This is a genomic window from Gemmatimonadaceae bacterium, from assembly GCA_030647905.1.
In the GTDB taxonomy this organism is placed as follows: domain Bacteria; phylum Gemmatimonadota; class Gemmatimonadetes; order Gemmatimonadales; family Gemmatimonadaceae; genus UBA4720.
The window spans coordinates 64,859-83,456 of the sequence record JAUSJA010000026.1 but is presented as its reverse complement, the minus strand read 5'-3'; the positions used below and the strand labels follow the sequence as shown (position 1 = coordinate 83,456).

The window sequence follows — 18,598 nt, the reverse complement described above, 5'->3', positions numbered from 1 at the left end:
TTGTTGTTGAATGGCTATCGGGGAACGAGCGGTTCACGTCGGTCTTACGCCTCCATGCCGCCCGCTGTTGGGCTTCCAGGTACTTCCCTAGCGCGTCGCGGGAGGCGGGCTCTGAGGGGTGGCGGCGGGAACGGCGGGAGCGGGTGCGGTCGCCACCGGCGTCGCATGCTGCTGCTTCTCCACTGCCTTCTCGGCCGCGAAGTGGGAGTTCGTGAGCCACACGATGGTCAGAATGATGAGGAACATCACCGATCCACCGAGCACGAGCCCGGCAAAGGCGGCGCCGAGGTCCGGGCTCTTGGGTCTGGGGGCAGCCATTGGATTACTACTCCTTGGAAGAGGGCGTGTCGGACACGCGCACCTTGGTCATGCTGTCGTTCGGCTTGATGGCCGTCACGATGTCCAGCCCGTCGGTAACCTTGCCGAACACGGTATGGACACCGTTCAGGTGGCGGGTGTTGCCTTCGTCGAGGACGATGAAGAACTGGCTGCCGCCGGAGTTTTTCCCGGCGTGTGCCATGGAAAGCGAGCCCAGCTCATGCTTGTGCGGATTGCCGGCGGTTTCGCAGTCGATCTTGTAGCCCGGGCCACCGGTGCCGATGCGGCGATCGCCTTCCGGCAGGTCGCGCGAGTACGGGTCGCCGCCCTGTACGACGAATCCGGAAATAACGCGATGAAACCTGATTCCATCGTAATAGCCGTCGTTGGCGAGCTTCTCGAAGTTGGCGACGGTGTTCGGCGCTTCCTTGTCGTACAGCTCAGCGGTCATGATGCCGCGGTTGGTCTCTATGGTTGCGTATCTGGTCATCGTATTTCAGAGGGTAGAACGGTGAAAATACATCAAAGCCGGGCCGACGGGCAGACATCGGAGAGGACGCAGGACGCGCACCTGGGTGCCCGGGCGATACAGACTCTCCGCCCGTGGAAGATGAGCAGGTGCGAGACGAGTGCCCAGTCCTCGCGGGGAATCAATGGCATGAGCGCCTTTTCGATCTTGACCGGATCCCCCTGATCAATTAGGCCGAGTCGGAGGGCGAGGCGCCCGACGTGGGTGTCTACGACGATGCCTTCGTTGATGTCGAAGGCGTTGCCGAGCACGACGTTGGCGGTCTTCCGGCCCACTCCGGGCAGATGGACCAGCTCGTCCATCGTTGATGGCACTTCGCCGCCGTGCCGTTCGACGAGGGCGGCCGACATGCCCAGCAGGCTTTTCGTCTTGTTGCGGAAGAAGCCGGTGCTCCTGATCAGATCCTCGAGGACCGTGACGTCAGCCGCGGCGAGTGCGCGGGCATCGGGGAACGTCCTGAAAAGCTCCGGTGTTACCATGTTGACGCGCTTGTCGGTGCATTGCGCGCTGAGAATGGTCGCGATGAGCAGCTGAAGGGGTGTCTCGAAGTCGAGCTCGCAGTGCGCATCCGGATATTCCCGCTTGAGGCGCGCAAGAATCTCGAGCGCGTGCTCCTTCAGCTCGGCGCCGCGCTTCTTTTTGCGCTTGGCGGGATTCCTCGCCGCGGCGTTGGGGGCCGGCTTTTTCACTCAACGATGCAGGCGGATCACCCTTCCGTGCCGGCATGACCGGGCATCCGGTCTATCATCTCATGAAGCTGACGCTGGATGAGCTCGATCTCCTGCTTCGCGCCTTCATGGTCGAGCAGCCCGTTGCGCATGTTGATCGAGACGCGGTTCATGTACTTGATCTTCATCAGTATCTCGTCGGTAGCTTTGCGCAGCGACGTGTAGCGGCGCTTGTCGGCTTTGGCGCGAAGGTATCGGCGCGTGAAGTCCTCGACGTTGAGCCGTCGCGCGAACTCGATGGCCTCTTCGACCGTGCGGCCGGGAATCGCCCCGTGGTCCGGGATGCTCTGACCGGTCTCGGGTTCGCCGAAGAACAGCCGGCCAATGTACTCGATGCCGTCGTAAGCGATGCGGACGGACACCGCGCACGGCTTGCCGTCCATTTCGATGGTCGAAAGATGCTGTTGAACTATACCGAAATCCGACATCGCTAACCGCGCGTCAACGGGGAGTCCGACGCGGCGAGGAACTTATCCAGCGCCGCGAACAACTGGCCGGGCTGTTCAACGTATGGTACATGCCCGCAGTCGTCCAGAAGAACCAGCTGCGCTTCCATCGCTTTGGAGGCCTCAATGGATGACGCCGCGGGAATTGGATCGTCACGGCCGTGGACGAACAGGGTGGGGAATCCCATCGGCTTCAGGTCGGGGATCAGATCGTAGTCAGCCCCCAGGCTTTCCCAGGTGGATTGCTGAACCCGGGCGGTCACCCTGAAGGGCGTGAGCTTCCGCGCTTTCGCGGGATCGGCGAAATAGGCTGCCACGGCGAGCTCGAAGGTCCGCTGCCTGTACTCCGCGGGATCCGTTTCGCGCAGGCCGGATGCGGCGAGCTCCTCTCGCATGCGGCGGATCTCCATTCCGTTCTGCCGTCTCGCGAACTCGGCCTCGAACTGCTTCCTGTATTCCATTCTCAACGGCGCCGTATCAATGAGAGCCAGCCGCGACGGCATTTCCATGCGATCGTTCCCGTTCGCCTCGATGCAGTAGAGCAGTGCGAGCATTCCACCGAACGAGTACCCGACGATTGACGGCGAAGGGATTTCGAGCTCATGAATCACCGCATCGAGATCCGCGACGTGCGTGCGCCACGTGATTTCCTCGCGGTCGTCCGATCTCGACCGGCCCCCACCGCGCTGATCGTAGAGGATGACGTTGTATCGCTTCGCGAGATGGAGCATCTGCGGGATCAGATAGTCGTGATGCGCGCCCGGCCCCCCGTGGAGCACGAGCAGCTTCCCGGCCGCGGGCGGCCCGTAGGCGACCCAGTAGAGCGGGGCCGTCGTCGTTGCGGTGAAGCCGGACTCGCGAGGAGCGGGGATCGGTTCGGGCATCGCTCCTCGCCCGCGGTCAGCCGCCCCGGCTGCCCAGAGTCACCGACGTTTCCATCCGCTTGCCATCTCGCAGGAACACGACCTTCACCACGTCGCCCGGCTTGTGCGCGTAGAGCGCGTCGCTGTAGCCCTGCAGGTCCGCCACGGCGACGCCGCCGAGCTCGACGATGATGTCGTTTGCAGCGAGCCCGCCTTTCTCCGCGGGACTTCCGGGCCGAACACCGGTGAGTCTGAGGCCTGGCACGGTGCCGGCGGACATGTCGGGCACCGAGCCGAGGAACACTTGCGATCCCTGGCTGCGGCTCGTGCTCATCCTTGAAGGCGTCGTGGAACGAACGAAGCTGAGGCGCGTGGGCCGGGCGTCAATGGACTTGACGAGGCGCAATGCGAGATTGACGACTCCTGCTTCACCGGCGGCATTGATCTTCTCGACGTCGTCGGTCGCGCGGTGGTAGTCCTCGTGGCTGTCGGTGAAGAAGTGCAGGACGGGAATGTTCTTCGCGTAGAACGAGGCATGGTCGGACGATCCGAATCCGTCGCCGCCGCCCTGAAGGCTGAACTCCGGCGGCGACCTGGTATTGGCGCTGTCCACGAGTGCGGCAAGCTCGGTCGCGGTGGCGGTTCCGTAGACGAACAGCTTCTTGTCCTTGAGACGGCCTACCATGTCGAAGTTGAGCATCGTGACGATGCTGTCGAGCGGCACCGGCGAGTTGTCAACGAAGTACTGTGATCCGAGCAGGCCTTCCTCTTCGCCGCTGAAATTCACGAATATGATCGAATGCCGCGGCCGAACCACCGAGAGCATCCGCGCCAGCTGAAGTATCGCCGCTGTCCCCGACGCGTTGTCGTCGGCGCCGTTCCTGATCGCGTCCTTCGCCTCCGGGTCTAGAGAGAACTGCGCGCTCTTGCCGAGATGGTCGAAATGCGCGCCGAGCACGATGTACTGGCCTTTTGCGGCGGGATCGCTGCCCGGAAGGATGGCGACGACGTTCCGGGTCACGAGTCCTGTCGTATCGCCCGTATGAGCCGCGGCCGCCGGCCGTGCGACGAAATTCTGATAGTATCCCGGATATGGAGCGCGAAGTCGGAGCGCGGCATATCGCCGCGCGATATACGCGGCGGCTGAATCGTTTCCGGGTGTTCCGGTCAGGCGGCCCTCGAGCCGGTCGTTCGCGAGGTAGGCGATGTCACCGCGGATAGCGGTGGAATCAGCGATCGCCTGGCCCAGGGAAAGCTCGGGTGCGCGCATGCCGGAAGTGCACGCACCGAGAGCGATGATGATGCTCGAAGCGGCGAGAGGCCGCAGAATCGTTCTTTTCATTGGTGTCTGGGTTGGGAGGTTCGTTCTGAAGCTATACGCCTGAACGAACGCACGGCAGATCCTCGCGACAGCTTCGGTTACCGGGCCGTGAAATCGGTGTCGTTGTTGACCGCGCGACACACTTCCGCCAGCAGCGTGGCGGTGTGATCCACGTCGGCAAGCGACACCATCTCGTTCGGCGAATGCATGTACCTGTTCGGCACCGAGACGAGCCCGGTCGCGATCCCCTCGCGGGCGATGTGGATCGCATCCGCGTCGGTGCTCGTATCCCGTCCCGCCGCATGCACGGCGAACGGAATGCTCTTCTCCTCGGCGGTCTTCCGCAGGAGGTTGAACACGACGGGCGAGATGATGGACCCCCGGGCGAACACGGGGCCTCCGCCCAGCTTCGATTCGCCGATCTCCTTCTTCTCGACCTGCGGGTGGTCGCTGGCGAAGGTCACGTCCACCACCAGCGCCATCTGCGGATTCACGCGCGTCGCGCAGATGAGTGCCCCGCCCCCGCGCCACGCGATCTCCTCCTGCGTCGTCGCCACTGCCACGACGTGCGCCGAACCCGGCGACTCGGCGTACCGCCGCAACGCCTCGAGGACGATGAATGCGCCGATCCGGTCGTCAATGGAACGCGACACGATCAGTCCGTTCGGGAACTCCATCAGGCGTGAGTCAATTACTCCCGCGTCGCCGACGGACAGCCGCTCCTCGGCCTCCTTCTTCGTGGTGGCGCCGATGTCCACCCACAGGTCCGTTATCTTCGACGCCTTCTTGCGGTCTTCGGTCTTCATGAGGTGAATCGGCTTCTTGCCGACCACACCGAAGACATCACCATCACGGCCGATGAAGCGGATCCGCTGAGCGACGAGCACCTGGGGATCCCATCCGCCGATTCCCGAGATGTAGGCATAGCCTTCGTCATCAATGTAGGTGACGATGACGCCGATCTCGTCTATGTGGCCGGCCAGCATGATCGTCGGCGAGCCCTGCGAATTCACTTCCGCGATGCTGTTGCCCGCGACGTCGCCGCGAACCCTGGCGAACTTTGCGGCTTCTTCACGCCAGACCTTGGCGGGAGCCGACTCGAAACCGGAGGGTCCGGGGCTGTCGAGGAGCTGCTTGAGGAATCCGAGGGCGTCGTCGTTGAACATGCTGGGTTGTCTCCGGCGGCGGTTTCGCCGCGCTCTGTTATCGGGTCAGCGAATATAGCACGCCTAATTGCATGGCTGTAACGTATGCATGTGAAACAACTGCTGATTATCTCGCTCGCGGCGCTTCTTGCTGGCCCCGCGAGTTCGCAGACGCCGCGCTCGGCGCCTGTCTCGCGCATTCGCTATGACGTGACGTTCGACTCCGCCACCGCCCAGTCGCGCACCATAGACGTATCCATGACGTTCACGGCTGCGGGAGGCGGTGACGTTCTGCTGTCGCTGCCGGCATGGACGCCGGGCGCGTACGAGATCAGCAACTACGCGCGGTTCGTGAATTACTTCACCGCTACGGCCGGCGGTGATTCGCTCGACTGGGACAAGGCCGACCCCGATACGTGGCGCATCAGCGTGCCGCTGGGCGGTGACGTAAGAGTGGCCTTCCAGTACAGGGCCGACTCTCTCGACAATGCCATGTCGTGGTCAAAGCCGAACTTCGCGTTCTTCAACGGGACGAATCTCTTTCTCTATCCCGAGGGGCGCGGAACCGATTTCGCCGCGACCGTCACGGTGCACACCGACACCGCGTGGCGAGTCGCCACCGGCATGACCCCGGCGGCGACGCCAAACACGTTCACGGCGTCGAATTATCACGATCTCGTGGACATGCCCTTCTTCGTGGGCAGGTTCGACATGGACAGCACGCGCGTGGTGGGGAAGACGCTGCGGTTCGCGAGTTATCCGACCGGCAGCGTCACGGCCGCGGCACGCGCCGGGGCACGCGCCGGGGCATTCGAGCAGCTCGGAAGGATCATACCCTGGCAGGCGATGATATTCGGCGAAGTGCCGTGGGACACCTACACGGTCATGCAGGTCGCCGATCCCGATTTTTCCCTTGGCGGCGCCGCCGGTATCGAGCATCAGAATTCGCACTTCGACATCGTCTCCAGCGAGGTGCTCGGCAATCCGTTCCTCACGTCGCTCTACGCTCACGAGGTTTTCCACGCGTGGAACGTGAAACGGCTCAGGCCGGCGGAGATGGTGCCGTATCAGTACGACAGGGAACAGCCGACGACTCTCCTCTGGATCAGCGAGGGGGTCACCGACTATTACGCTGATCTCACGCAGGTTCGTGGCAAGACAGTCACGCCGCGCGCGTTCTATACGACGACAAAAGGAAAGATGGACACCATCGCCGAGAGCGTGCCTACCGCTCTCGAGGATGCGTCGCTCTCGGCGTGGATCAGTCCCGTCAACGGCACGAAGGATCTCTACTACGACAAGGGATCCGTCGCCGGGCTGCTGCTCGACATCATGATCCGCGACGCGAGCGACAGCCAGCGCTCGCTCGACACGGTCATGCGCGAGCTATACGAGACGACTTACAAGCGGGGGAAGGGATTCACGAACGCGGAGTGGTGGGCGTCGGTATCGAAGGCAGCAGGCGGAAAATCCTTCGCCGAATTCGAGAAAAGGTATGTAAACGGCCGCGAGCCCTTTCCGTATGACAGCGTGCTTCCGCTCGCCGGCCTGCGTCTGATGGTCGAGCGGTCCGTGCTTCCTTCGCTCGGTCTTGCGGTGTCAGGCGACGACCAGGGGCTGCGGGTGATGCAGGTCGTCATCGGCGGGTCGGGCAACGTTGCTGGAGCGAAGCTCGGCGATTACCTGCTGACGATCGGTGGTCTGGACGTTTCCGACCCCGCGTTCCAGGACAAGTTCAACGCGAAGTACGCGGCAACACCACCCGGCGAGATGATTCCGGTGGAAATAATGCGGGGCACCCAGCGTCTCACGCTGAATGCCCCGGCGAAGTTCAGAACTATCGAGGCGCGGCGGCTCGTCGAGATGACGAACGCGACGCCGAAAGCGATCAGGGTACGCGACGGCCTGTTGACCGGTACGCTTCAACAGTAGCGGCGTCGCGCGGCGCGGGGCCGCTCCACTTCTCCTTCATGATCGCCTCGATCTCGGCCATTTCCCGCGGCGCGCGCGAGATCCACTCGACGCCTGCCGGCGTGACCATGTAGTCGTCCTCGATGCGCACGCCGATATTGGCGTACTTCTGCACGGCGGGGCGGATCTTCGCGATCATCGCCTGATTCTTCGGCGTGTTGGGGATGATGTCGAGCAGATTGCCGCGCACATAGATGCCCGGCTCGATGGTGAATGCGGTGCCCGGAACGAGCGTGCCGTTGTTCGGCGCCGAGCCGGGATCGTGGACGTCGAGTCCGATCCCGTGTCCGAGGCCGTGCATGTAGTAGAGCAAGCGTTGCGCGCACTGACGGCTCGCCGAAACGTCGCAGTCATACGTCGCGCTGGGGGCTTCGATGAGACCGAGCCGCGTAAGCGATGCGCCGAGTGACGCAACGGCCGAGTCGGTCATTGCGTGTCCTGGCCCGTTGACTATCGCCGCGCGCTCCCCGGATGCCTGCGCTGCCCGGACGGCGGTATAGATGTCGCGCTGAACGGGAGAGAAAGTTCCGCTCGCCGGGACCGATCGCGTAACGTCGGCCGCGTAGCCGCGGTAAGACGCTCCGATATCCATGACGATGATGTCGTCCTTCTCGATGAAGCGGTCGTCGGCGTTGTAGTGCAGGGTCGTCGAATTCGGTCCCGATCCCACGATCGTCGAGAACGATGGGCGATCCGCGCCATTTCGACGGAAGTCGTACTCGATCAGCGCCTGCACCTCGAACTCGTTCACCCCCGGCTCGATGAGCCGCATGGCGTCGCGCTGCGCCCCGACTGTGACGTTGACCGCTCGGCGAATGAAGTCCTGCTCGGCCGCTGACTTCACGCGGCGGAGGGCTCTCACATCGGCGTTGGCGGAATCGACCTTCGTCCCGACGTGATTCCTGATCAGGGTGCCGACGATCTGGTCGTCGCGCGTCATGATCGGACCCGCCGGGTTGAAGGCGCCGACTGTGCGGAGAACGGCGGTCGTGTCTCGTGAGAGCAGCGTATCCACAACGGCGCCGAGCGATACGAACGGGCGGCCGTCGAAGCCGAGCATCGTCTTCACGCCATCGAGGCCGAGGCGGTGGCCGGTCCAGACCTCGCGCGCGGGATCGCTCGGCTGGACGAACAGCATCGGCGTGCCAACGATCGCGCCGTTGCGGATCACCATCACCAGCGCGCCTTCCGGCTCGTTGAACCCGGTCAGATATCTGAACGGCGAATTCTGGTTGAACGAGATGTAATCCTCTTCGGGCTCGGGGGAGCCGAGTGCGACGAGGATTCCATTCTGGAGCCGCTCTGCCAGTGCGGCGCGGCGGGTTGCGTACTCGGAGGTGGCGATCTGCGCCCCAGCCAGTGTTCCAATCGCAGAGAGCGTGGAGAAAATTGCGAGAATCTGGAAACAACGTCGGGTGATACTTGTCATCGTCATCCTTTCAGGACCGCTTTGGCGATCGTCTGGAGCTGCATGTTGGAGGTTCCTTCATAGATCGCGCCGATCTTGGCGTCGCGATAGAACTTCTCGGCCGGGTAGTCCTTCGTATACCCGTACCCGCCGAACAGCTCGACGCACAGTGACGTTACGCGCTCGCAGACCTGCGAGCTGAAGAGCTTCGCCATCGCGCCTTCGCGGGCGATGTCGCGTCCCGCGTCCTTGAGGCGCGACGCGTTGTACACCATGAGCCGCGCGGCTTCGAGATCCGTCGCGGCCTGCGCGACCTGGAACTGGATGCCCTGGAACTCGCTGAGCGACTTGCCGAACTGTTTGCGCTCGTTGAGATACTGCACCGCGGCCTTGAGTGCGCCCTGTGCGACGCCGATCATCTGCGCGCCGATGCCGATGCGGCCTTCGTTGAGCGTTTCGATTGCGATCTTGTATCCCTGACCGACCGGCCCGAGCACGTTCTCCTCCGGAACTTCGCAGTTGTCGAGCAGCAGCTCGACCGTGCTGGAGGCGCGGATGCCGAGCTTGTCCTCCTTCTTGCCGACGGAGAATCCGGGGGAATCGCGCTCGACGATGAACGCCGTGATTCCCTTGTAGCCGGCCGACGGATTCGCGTTGGCGAAGATGACGAAGATCCCGGCTTCGTGGCCGTTGGTGATCCACAGCTTCTCGCCGTTGAGGATCCACTTGTCGCCTTTCTTCTCCGCGCGCGCGGCGAGTCCGAAAGCATCGGAGCCGGAGCCGGATTCGGAGAGCGCATACGCTCCAACCGTGTCCGATGTGAGGCGCGGCAGGTACTTCGACTTCAGCGTATCCGAGCCGTAGCGGCTGATTGGATAGTTGACGAGCGTGTTCTGGACGTCGCAAAGGATGGCGGAGGAAGCGTCCACCTTGCTGATCTCTTCGACTGCGAGGGTGACCATGAAGAGCGAGCCGTCGGCGCCGCCGTACTGCTCGGGCACTTCGATGCCCATGAGGCCGAGCTCGAAGTACTTGGGGATGAGATCGGGGTCTATTTTTGCCGCCCGCTCCATGTCCATCACGCGGGGGCGAACTTCTGCTTCCACGAAAGCCGCGACGGCGTCGCGGAACATCTCCTCTTCTTCGGAGAGGATGGTGAGTGCGGGGCGCACTTCGGCTTGTGTCGTCATTTCAGGATTGCGTTGATGTTGTTCAGCCCGTGTGAGCGGCTACCGGTCCTTGCGGGCGAGCAGCGCCTGGTAGCGGGGATGGCTGTGAAGCGGCTCGAAATCGGAGTCGTTCTCAATCCAGCTCCAGTGTCCGAACCCCGCGCCGACAGAGCGCTCGAGCATGGAGATCGCTTCCTCGATCTCACCGCTGAGTGAAAAGATGCACGCGACATTGTACAGAACAGTCGCGTCGTTCGAGTTGATGGCGAGGGCCTGGCTGGCCCAATCCCTGGCGCGCGCTCCCTCGCCCAATCGGGCAAGGGCAACTCCGCCCATGTAGAGGGCTCTCGGGTCGTCAGGATTGAGCTGAAGGCGCTTGCTCGCCGCGTCGAGCTGACGCCTGAACGCGCGCTGGGCATCGGCCGTGCGGCCCAGTCCCGCATATGCTCCGCCGAGCAGACCGGGAACGACGTAATCCTCGGGACGAAGCTCTCCCGCGCGGTCGAACATTTCCGCCGCCCGCTCGAGCTGCCCCTGCGCGAGCAGCGCGCGACCGAACATGTACGCGGCGTCGAAGAGCTGCGGGTTGAGACGCATCGCGGTCTCGAACTCCGCCTCCGCTTCCGCCTGGTTTCCGCTCAGCGAAACCGCGTGACCGCGCGCGACGTGAGCCTCGGCCAGCTCGGGCCCGAGCTCGAGCGCGCGGCGGCTCGCCGTGTCGGCGTTGCGAAGGTTCGTCTCGGACGCGTCGAAGTTCGTGTAGAGAAGCGAGCAGGAGTCAGCGAGTCCGGCGTATGCCAGCGCGTACGTCGGATCAATCTCGATCGCGCGCGTGAACATCTGCCGGGCAAATTCGAGCGCGGACTTCTGGAACTGGTGGAAGAACTGGCGGCCTCGCAAATAGCACTCGTACGCCTCGACGTTGGCCGTGGGCACCTTCTCGATCGCGCGCTTCTCGTCCTCGCTGAGTATCACCCGCAGTGCCTTGACGATGTTCTGCGCGATCTCGTCCTGGATCGCGAACACGTCCTCCATGTCGCGGTCGTATCGCTGCGACCAGAGCTGGTATCCGTCGGCGACGTTCACGAGCTGCGCGTTGATGCGCAGCTTCATCCCCGCCTTGCGGACGCTTCCCTCGAGAACCGTGGCGACATCCAGCTTCTTTCCGACCTGGCGGATGTCTTCGGTAGTTCCCTTGAAGGCGAATTCGCCGGAGGTGTTGAACCGCTCGCGAGGCTCTTTCGAGAGGGCGCGCGTAACCGCTTCGTCTATCTCGTCGGGAACAGTCAGGTCGGCTTTCTTGAGAGATGGCACAGGGTCGGTGAATCGCTTGCTCAACACAGCCTGTGTGGACGATCCCTCGAACGCCTTCGTGCCCGTGAGAATCTCAAAGAGCATGCACGCCAGACTGTACTGATCGCTCCGTCCATCTATCTCGGCCTCACCGGCGGCCTGTTCCGGACTCACGTACGCGGGCGTGCCGACCATCATGCCCATTTGAGTCAGCGTGTCGCCGCTGGCCACGCTGACCGCCTTGGCGATCCCGAAATCCATCACCATCGCTTCACCTTCGTGAAGCATGATGTTCTCGGGCTTGATGTCGCGATGGACCACCCGCTGGCGATGCGCGTAGTCAAGCGCTCCGGCGATTCCGCGAGCGAGGTAGAGCGCTTCGTCGAGGAGGAGAGCTCGGGATGCAGGACCTTGAGCGCGACCTCGCGGTCGTGCTTGAGGTCGTGGGCGAGGTAGACCGTCGCCATGCCGCCACGACCGAGCTCGCGCTCGACCTGGTATTTCCCGGAAAGGGCCTTCTCTAGCTGTTCAAGCAATTCCTGATGCCCGTTAGCGATGGGATTGGCAATTCTACCGCCTGGAGCCGCGGCGGGGGAGGTGGTCGCGGGATAAGAATTCCGCGATGAACCTGTTTTCATGTGCCTGTCGCCGCCAGCGTTTCCCTGAACACCTCGAGCGCCAGCTCGACCTTACCGAACGGCGCAGAGACCTGCACACCCTGCACTGAGGGCCGCACGCGATCGAGCATCTCGCGCGCAATCGCGATGCCTTCCTGCACGCCGTGCTCCTTCGACTTCTCGTTCGCCTTCCGCATCCGCTCGATGATGTGAGCCGGCACCGTGACCCCGGGCACCTCGTTGGCGAGGAATTCGGCGTTGCGATGCGAGACGAGCGGCCAGATGCCCGCGATGATGGGAATGCGATTGCCGTCGAGCTTCGCGAGGAAGCTCTCGAGCTGCTCGACGTCGAACACCGGCTGGGTGATGGCGTACTCGGCGCCTGCTTCGACTTTCCAGGTGAAACGCTTCAGCTCGTGCTCGATGTCAATCGCTCCGGGGTTCACGCCGACTCCGATCGCGAAGCACGTCGGTGCGCCGATGGCATTGCCGCCGGGATCGAGGCCGTGGTTCAGGTTGTTGACGAGATTGGTGAGGCCGATGGCATCAATGTCGAACACCGCGGTGGCGTTGGGATACGGGCCCATCTTCGGCGGGTCGCCGGTGATGATGAGCAGGTTGCGCAGCCCGATCGCCGATGCGCCGAGCAGGTCGGAGAGCATGCCGAGGAGATTGCGGTCGCGGCAGCAGTAGTGCGTGACCGCCTCGATGCCGACCCGCTGCTCGATGAGAAGACTGGTGAGCAGCGCGCCCATGCGGCTTTGTGCTCTCGGGCCGTCGGGAACGTTGACGGCATCAACGCCTGCGTCCTTGAGCGCCTTTGTATCGCGCAGCATCTTCGACGCATCCACACCGCGCGGCGGGACGATCTCGACCGACGTGACGAACTTTCCGCGTGCGATCTTGCCCGCGAACTTCGATCTCTCGCCGAACGGGATTGGCTCGACCGGCTTGTCGTGTGGAATCTCTGCGGTCTCTGCACTTGCTCTGCGGCCTCTGTGTATTACCCGCGGATGCCTCGGGGACAGCGGACGGATTCCCTCGACCATCGCGGCGATGTGCTCGGGCGTCGTGCCACAGCATCCGCCGACGACCTTCGCTCCGGCTCGGACCAGATGCGCCGCATAGGTCGCCATGTACTCCGGGCTCGCCATGTACATGCTGCGGCCCTGGACCTCGCGCGGCATTCCAGCGTTGGGTTGCGCGCTCAGCTTCTTGCGTGTGACTCTCGCCATCTTCTCGATCGCGTCGAGAATGATCTGCGGCCCGACCGAGCAGTTCAGGCCGATGATGTCCGCGCCGAATGCATCGAGCGACTTCGCGATGTCCTCGGCCGATGCGCCGTAGGGCGTGAGGCAGTCCGTGCCGATTGTCATCTGGGCGATGACGGGCATGTTCGGATCAACGTCACGTGCGGCGAGAATACCCTCCTCGATCTCGGTGAGATCGGCGAACGTCTCGAGGATGAAGAGATCCGCGCCGCCGTCCTTCAGTCCCCGCATCTGCTCGGCGAATATGGCGCGCGCTTCCTCATGCGACGTCGGGCCGTACGGCTCGAGACGGACTCCGAGCGGGCCGATGGCGCCGGCGACGAGGACGTTTTCGCCGGCTTCTTCGCGGGCGATCGTCGCTGCCGCCTTGTTGATCGCGTGCACCTGCGTCTCGAGTCCGTAACCCGTGAGCTTGGTACGGCTTGCGCCGAAGGTATTCGTCTCGATGACTTCGGCACCGGCTTTCACGTATGCGCGGTGTACTTCGCGCACGAGCTCGGGCGCGCGGAGGTTAAGCTCGTCGTAGCACTGGTTGATGAAGACGCCCTTGGAATAGAGCATCGTCCCCATCGCGCCGTCGAAGACGACGACCTGCTCCGGATCGAGCAGCCGTTGAAGCAGCTCCTGGCGGTCGCTCACGTCGCCGTCCCCGCCTCGGCGAGCGAGATCTCACCGGTCTTACCGGGCTCACCAGCGTTCCCCCTTACAGCGTAATATTTGGCTTCAGGGTGATGAATGATGATCGCAGCCGTGCTCTGCTCGGGAAGAAGCTGGAACGACTCAGTGAGATCCATGCCCAACGCCTCCTTGGCGGGAAGGAGCTTGAAGACAGTGGCGTGATCGTCGAGGTCCGGGCATGCGCCGTAGCCCCACGAGTAGCGCTTGCCGCCTCGCGCAGCTTCGCCCTCGCTGAACTTGTGTGCGCCTTCGATGCCGAGCTCGCTCTTGATGCGGCGGTGCAGCCATTCCGCGGTAGCTTCGGCCGTTTCGACCGAGAGGCCGTGCGAGTAGAACGCTTCAGTGTACTCGTGGTTGCCCTGGAGTTTCTCGAAGTGCAGCGTCGCTTCCTTGCCTACCGTGACGATCTGAAGGGGAATGACATCCACGTCGCCTGATTCGACCGAGCGGATGTAGTCGGCGAGGCAAAGGCGCTCTCTGCCCACCATTCTCGGGAAGTGGAAGCGCGCGATCTCCCGGAGTGATCCGCCGTCGCTCGAGTAGGCGGCGGGATCGTAGATGATCACGTCGTTGCCCTGCGACTGCGCGGGGAAGTATCCGTAAACCGCTTCCGGCCTGACCCAGCCCTTCTCCGCCGCGTCCTTCTTGAGGCGCGCGAGCACCGGCTCGAACTCGTTCTTCACCGTCGCATCGTACTGCGGGCCCGACCCGCGCGCCCCCCATTGCAGGCGATAGAGCTCGTCGAGGTCGAGCAGATCGTACACTTCGTCAACCGGGATGTCGCGCAGCACGCGCGTTCCCCAGAACGGCGGAGCCGGCACCGGGTTGTTCGCCGCGACGTCGCTGCGCACCCCTGCGTCGTCGCCGGCGGCGATGTCCTTGCCGACAGAGGTGTGAAGAAAGACGTCGTTCTTCGCATCGTCGAGATTCTTCGCGACGAACTTGTCGCGCCGCTCCGGATCCTGGAGCTTGTCCATCGTCTCCAGGCCTTCGAATGCATCCTTGCAGTAGAACACACCCGGGGCGTAGTCGCGCTCGTCCTCGACGAACATCGCGCGGCGTCCGAAGCGCCGGTTGATCGCCGCTCCGCCGATCATGACCGGGATCTTCATCCCGCGCTTGTCCAGCTCCTTCACGCACAGCGGCATCTGCTTCGACGTCGAGACGAGCAGGGCGCTCAGTCCGATCGCGTCCGCTTCGACCTCGATCGCCTTTTCGAGGATCGTATTGACCGGGACCTGCTTGCCGAGGTCGTAGACAGTGTAGCCGTTGTTGGAGAGGATCGTGTTGACGAGCGATTTGCCGATGTCGTGCACGTCTCCGTAAACCGTAGCGAGCACGACCTTGCCTTTTGTGTAGCCTTCGGCCTTTTCGAGAAACTGCTCGAGGTGCTTGACCGCCTTTTTCATTACTTCTGCGCTTTGCAGCACGAACGGAAGTATCAGCTCGCCCGCGCCAAACTTGTCGCCGACCTCCTTCATGGCGGGGAGAAGCACTTCGTTCAGAACGCGTACAGGGTTTTCCCTCACCCCTGCCGCATCAAGCTGCTCCTCGATCCCGTCTTTTTTCCGGTGGAGAACCATCCAGTGAATGCGCTCTTCTGCCGTCATCCCGGCGGTAGGGTCCGCCTTTTCTGTGACATCCGTGCCATCTGTGCCTCTGTGTTCCCCGAAGTACTCGATGAAGTGCTGGAGGGCGTCCGCGCGGGTGTTGAAGACCAAGTCGTTGGCCAATACTCTTTGCTCTTCCGAGATCTCCGCGTACGGCGTGATGTGGGCAGGGTTGACGATCGCCGCGTCGAGACCCGCAGTGACGCAGTGGTGGAGGAACACCGAATTCAGGACCGAGCGGGCTTCGACCGTGAGGCCGAAGCTGACGTTGGATACGCCGAGTATCGTTGAGACGCCCGGGAGCTCGCGCTTGATGAGGCGGATGCCTTCGATCGTCTCGTGCGCCGAGTCGATCCATTCAGCGTCGCCCGTGGCGAGCGTGAAGGTGAGGCAGTCGTAGATGATGTCTTCCGGGGCGAGTCCGTACTCGTCCACTACTATATGGTATATGGCCTTCGCGACCTCCAGCTTCCGCTCGCGGGTCTTGGCCATGCCGACTTCGTCAATCGTGAGCGCGATGACCGCGGCGCCGTGCTTCTTGACAAGGGGCACGATCGCTTCGATGCGCTTGCGCCCGTTCTCCATGTTGATGGAGTTGACGATGCCGCGCCCCGGGATGTGCTCGAGGGCGGCTTCGACCACGTCGGCTTCCGTCGAATCAATGACCAGCGGCGTCTCGACCGACATCGAGAGCAGCTTCACCACTTTCGACATCTGCTCGGCTTCGTCGGCCCGTTCGGTCAGGGCGACACAGACGTCGAGGACGTGGGCGCCCGAGTCCACCTGGTCGCGTGCGACTTCGAGGATTCCCTCGTAGTCGTCGGCCAGGAGGAGGCGTTTCACCTTGCGTGAGCCCTGGGAATTGACCCGCTCGCCGACAAGGAGGGGTGGTGGGTCCTGGTGGAGGGTGATCGCGCGCATTGCGGAGCTGACGCGGGGGACGTGGTGGTGTCCGGTTCGCTTGCCGTTCCGGCCAACTTCGGCTTGGGGGCCGGCGGTCGCGGCCGATTCCACCGCGTGCACCGCCTTGACCACCGCGTCGAGGTGAGCCGGTGTCGTTCCGCAGCATCCGCCGACGATCCGCACGCCGAAATCCTTCACGAATTCCGCGAGCGCCTCTGCCATCGGCGCCGGCTCGAGCGGATACACCGCTTCGCCAACCCCTGTGTTGATCGGGAGTCCTGCGTTCGGGATGACCGATAGCGGGAGTGTCGCGTTTTCGGAGAGGTAGCGGAGCGGCTCGCGCATGTGCTCCGGGCCCGTCGAGCAGTTGAGCCCAATGACGTCTACGCCGAGCGACTCCAGAGTAGTCATCGCGCTGGCGATGTCCGTACCGAGCAGCATGCGGCCCGACACGTCGAGCGTGACCTGAGCCTGGATCGGGATGCGGCGGCCGAGCTCAGCGAAGAGCTGCTCGATTCCCGCGACCGCGGCTTTGACCTCGAGGATGTCCTGCGACGTCTCGATGAGAAGGAGGTCAACGCCGCCTTCTATGAGGTATTGGGCCTGGTCGTGGAAATTCCGCGAGAGTTCTTCGAATGTGATGTTGCCGAGGGCGGGGTCGGAGCTCGAGGGCAGCATGCCTGTCGGGCCCATCGAGGCGGCAACGAAGCGGGGTTTTTCGGGAGTGCTGTAGTTATCGGCTGCGGCGCGGGCGATTGTTGCTGCCGCGATGTTGATCTCTCGAACCTTGTCACCGAGTCCCCATTCTTCCAGACGGCGGGGAGTGGACTGGAAGGTACATGTCTCGACCACATCGCAACCGACCGCGAGGAACGACTCGTGGATTGCCTGGATGACGTCGGGTCGGGTGAGGACCAGGTTGTCGTTGCAGCCTTCGAGGGATTTGCCGCCAAAGTCTTCGGGGGTGAGGTTGAAGCGCTGGATGCTCGTCCCCATGGCGCCGTCGTAGATGAGGACGCGGTTCTCGAGGAGCTTGAGGTAGGGCGAGTCAGTTGGTCGAGCGGTCATGCGAGATACCTATACGAAAAAAGCCCACGCGTGGGCGCTGGGCGGGAGCGCTTTAGCGGAATGTTTAACGTGGCCGCAAGTTGCTTTAAATCGCCACGGGTCAGGGATCTCCCTCAACAATAGCATGCAATTCGGGAAATCGGCAAGTCCAGCAACTCTGCCGGTAGTGAGTCAGTTTGATTGTAACAGATAATCGGGACTCATCTTTTCTGGAATTTCTTCAACGGTCCACATGTGGTCAGCGATCCCCGACCCCGATCACTCCTCAAACGAAAATCGGTATCTGCTGATCGGGATGTCGCGGCGAAGACATCTGTTGATCGTCGCCCATGCCGAGCGTGGCGACAATATCCGAATCATCAACGCTCGGCTCGCCAACCGTCGAGAACGGAAAGTGTATGAAGAAGAGTTCCAGACCGTCTCGCGCGAAGAAGTCAACGTCTGACTCCGCGAATGAGATGCGGGTGGAATACGATTTCCGCGGCGGTGTTCGGAACAAATACGCCAGGCACTTTTCAAATGGCGCCCATCTGATTGTTTTGGACCCCGACCTCGCTGCTGCGTTTCCCAACTCCAGGGCGGTCAGCGCTGCGAGCCTATCTGAAAACGCGACCAAAGCGCCGAACGGCTTAAAAGCAGAATCGGAGTGAGGCAGGCGTCCCACAGCGTAAGGCTACTCGAGCAACCCTGGATGACGCTCAGCCGGAACGGCCGCTGAGATTGGACTCCCGTGCGGCTGAAGCGCTTCCCTCGTTCTCGGCGCGCCGCAGCGGAACGATGATCCAAGCCAATGAAAGCTTGTTCTGAATCCCTCCTTTTCTCCTACATCACGCAGCTCGCCAAGACGTGGCGAAGGGTATGCCCTCGTGGCCTGTGGAACCTTTACCAGTTGCTAGAACCCAACCGTTGGGTTAATTTCTCGATGCCGACCGTCCTTCGAATTGATGGTTTTGCGATCAAGGTCTTTCTGCCCCCAAGGGAGCATGGGCCTGCTCACGTTGGATCGTCGAGATGAACGCAGACGCGCTCATGGAATATTGGAGGAAGCATCATGGCGGATAACAAATTGACTGACGCCCAGATACTGGCTCAGATTCCCGCTGCCAGAGAGCGGGCTCGTCTTGCAAAGGCAACCGAGCCGCGTGCCAGAAGCGCTCGATACAGCCGGGCAACGAAGCGCGTTACAGTGGCGCTGACGAACGGCGCAATATTCAGCTTTCCAGCGAAACTTTCCCTTGGTCTGCAAAGGGCATCTGACGC

16 protein-coding genes and 1 riboswitch are annotated in these 18,598 nt (G+C 62.7%); of the genes, 3 read left to right on the top strand and 13 right to left on the bottom strand.

The genetic code is table 11. The annotated features are described in order from the left end of the window. Positions 1–87: 87 nt before the first annotated feature. The 7 genes from Q7S20_06565 to Q7S20_06535 all read right to left on the bottom strand — a co-directional run bounded on the left by Q7S20_06565 (position 88) and on the right by Q7S20_06535 (position 5,371). Entirely contained in the window at positions 88–318 is a 231-nt protein-coding gene (locus Q7S20_06565) for a hypothetical protein (protein ID MDO8501487.1), read from the bottom strand. Positions 319–325: 7 nt separating this feature from the next. Then, positions 326–808 carry a peptidylprolyl isomerase gene (locus Q7S20_06560; protein MDO8501486.1) on the bottom strand — a complete coding sequence of 161 codons (483 nt, stop codon included), beginning with the start codon at positions 806–808 and terminating at the stop codon, positions 326–328. A gap of 32 nt (positions 809–840) precedes the next feature. Further along, positions 841–1,536, bottom strand: a complete 696-nt coding sequence (gene nth, locus Q7S20_06555; protein ID MDO8501485.1) for an endonuclease III — start codon at positions 1,534–1,536, stop codon at positions 841–843. A 17-nt stretch (positions 1,537–1,553) separates the two neighbouring features. Continuing rightward, complete coding sequence (locus Q7S20_06550) at positions 1,554–2,003, bottom strand: hypothetical protein (GenBank protein ID MDO8501484.1); 450 nt, start codon at positions 2,001–2,003, stop codon at positions 1,554–1,556. A 2-nt stretch (positions 2,004–2,005) separates the two neighbouring features. Then, the gene (locus Q7S20_06545; GenBank protein ID MDO8501483.1) at positions 2,006–2,905 is read right to left on the bottom strand and encodes an alpha/beta hydrolase; all 900 of its coding nucleotides are present in this window, start codon (positions 2,903–2,905) and stop codon (positions 2,006–2,008) included. Positions 2,906–2,921: 16 nt separating this feature from the next. After that, positions 2,922–4,226, bottom strand: a complete 1,305-nt coding sequence (locus Q7S20_06540; GenBank protein MDO8501482.1) for a M28 family peptidase — start codon at positions 4,224–4,226, stop codon at positions 2,922–2,924. 77 nt (positions 4,227–4,303) lie between these two features. Beyond that, the gene (locus tag Q7S20_06535) at positions 4,304–5,371 is read right to left on the bottom strand and encodes a M42 family metallopeptidase (protein MDO8501481.1); all 1,068 of its coding nucleotides are present in this window, start codon (positions 5,369–5,371) and stop codon (positions 4,304–4,306) included. A 90-nt stretch (positions 5,372–5,461) separates the two neighbouring features. Between Q7S20_06535 and Q7S20_06530 the strand changes: the two genes are divergently transcribed. Beyond that, a complete protein-coding gene (locus tag Q7S20_06530; protein ID MDO8501480.1) occupies positions 5,462–7,282 on the top strand; it encodes a hypothetical protein in 1,821 nt (606 codons plus the stop codon). Here Q7S20_06530 and Q7S20_06525 read toward each other — a convergent pair. The 6 genes from Q7S20_06525 to metH all read right to left on the bottom strand — a co-directional run bounded on the left by Q7S20_06525 (position 7,239) and on the right by metH (position 17,338). After that, positions 7,239–8,750 (bottom strand): Xaa-Pro peptidase family protein, encoded by a 1,512-nt coding sequence (locus tag Q7S20_06525; protein ID MDO8501479.1) that lies wholly within the window; start codon positions 8,748–8,750, stop codon positions 7,239–7,241. The genes Q7S20_06530 and Q7S20_06525 overlap by 44 nt on opposite strands. A 2-nt stretch (positions 8,751–8,752) precedes the next feature. Further along, positions 8,753–9,919 carry an acyl-CoA dehydrogenase gene (locus Q7S20_06520; GenBank protein MDO8501478.1) on the bottom strand — a complete coding sequence of 389 codons (1,167 nt, stop codon included), beginning with the start codon at positions 9,917–9,919 and terminating at the stop codon, positions 8,753–8,755. A gap of 39 nt (positions 9,920–9,958) precedes the next feature. Next, on the bottom strand, positions 9,959–11,548 hold the full coding sequence (locus Q7S20_06515) for a protein kinase (protein MDO8501477.1): 1,590 nt from the start codon (positions 11,546–11,548) through the stop codon (positions 9,959–9,961). After that, positions 11,452–11,727 carry a hypothetical protein gene (locus Q7S20_06510; GenBank protein ID MDO8501476.1) on the bottom strand — a complete coding sequence of 92 codons (276 nt, stop codon included), beginning with the start codon at positions 11,725–11,727 and terminating at the stop codon, positions 11,452–11,454. The genes Q7S20_06515 and Q7S20_06510 overlap by 97 nt, the downstream gene beginning before the upstream one ends. Before the next feature lie 98 nt (positions 11,728–11,825). After that, entirely contained in the window at positions 11,826–13,718 is a 1,893-nt protein-coding gene (locus tag Q7S20_06505; protein MDO8501475.1) for a bifunctional homocysteine S-methyltransferase/methylenetetrahydrofolate reductase, read from the bottom strand. Next, positions 13,715–17,338, bottom strand: a complete 3,624-nt coding sequence (gene metH / locus Q7S20_06500) for a methionine synthase (GenBank protein ID MDO8501474.1) — start codon at positions 17,336–17,338, stop codon at positions 13,715–13,717. Before metH ends, Q7S20_06505 begins: the two co-directional genes overlap by 4 nt. A gap of 31 nt (positions 17,339–17,369) precedes the next feature. Continuing rightward, a riboswitch (SAM riboswitch) is annotated at positions 17,370–17,445 on the bottom strand. Between the two features lie 125 nt (positions 17,446–17,570). Here metH and Q7S20_06495 point away from each other — a divergent pair. Together Q7S20_06495 and Q7S20_06490 are read left to right on the top strand one after the other, a co-directional pair. Then, positions 17,571–17,783, top strand: coding sequence for a BrnT family toxin (locus Q7S20_06495; protein MDO8501473.1), 213 nt, complete (start codon positions 17,571–17,573; stop codon positions 17,781–17,783). Between the two features lie 19 nt (positions 17,784–17,802). Then, positions 17,803–17,988: a hypothetical protein gene (locus Q7S20_06490; GenBank protein ID MDO8501472.1), complete on the top strand. Its 186-nt coding sequence runs from the start codon at positions 17,803–17,805 to the stop codon at positions 17,986–17,988. Positions 17,989–18,598: the final 610 nt, after the last annotated feature.

Excerpts from the sequence above, each read along its gene's own strand:
- Q7S20_06565 (MDO8501487.1), bottom strand. The coding sequence starts at position 318 with ATGGCTGCCCCCAGACCCAAGAGCCCGGACCTCGGCGCCGCCTTTGCC.
- Q7S20_06560 (MDO8501486.1), bottom strand. The coding sequence starts at position 808 with ATGACCAGATACGCAACCATAGAGACCAACCGCGGCATCATGACCGCT.
- Q7S20_06550 (MDO8501484.1), bottom strand. The coding sequence starts at position 2,003 with ATGTCGGATTTCGGTATAGTTCAACAGCATCTTTCGACCATCGAAATG.
- Q7S20_06545 (MDO8501483.1), bottom strand. The coding sequence starts at position 2,905 with ATGCCCGAACCGATCCCCGCTCCTCGCGAGTCCGGCTTCACCGCAACG.
- Q7S20_06540 (MDO8501482.1), bottom strand. The coding sequence starts at position 4,226 with ATGAAAAGAACGATTCTGCGGCCTCTCGCCGCTTCGAGCATCATCATC.
- Q7S20_06535 (MDO8501481.1), bottom strand. The coding sequence starts at position 5,371 with ATGTTCAACGACGACGCCCTCGGATTCCTCAAGCAGCTCCTCGACAGC.
- Q7S20_06525 (MDO8501479.1), bottom strand. The coding sequence starts at position 8,750 with ATGACAAGTATCACCCGACGTTGTTTCCAGATTCTCGCAATTTTCTCC.
- Q7S20_06520 (MDO8501478.1), bottom strand. The coding sequence starts at position 9,919 with ATGACGACACAAGCCGAAGTGCGCCCCGCACTCACCATCCTCTCCGAA.
- metH (MDO8501474.1), bottom strand. The coding sequence starts at position 17,338 with ATGACCGCTCGACCAACTGACTCGCCCTACCTCAAGCTCCTCGAGAAC.
- Q7S20_06495 (MDO8501473.1), top strand. The coding sequence starts at position 17,571 with ATGTGGTCAGCGATCCCCGACCCCGATCACTCCTCAAACGAAAATCGG.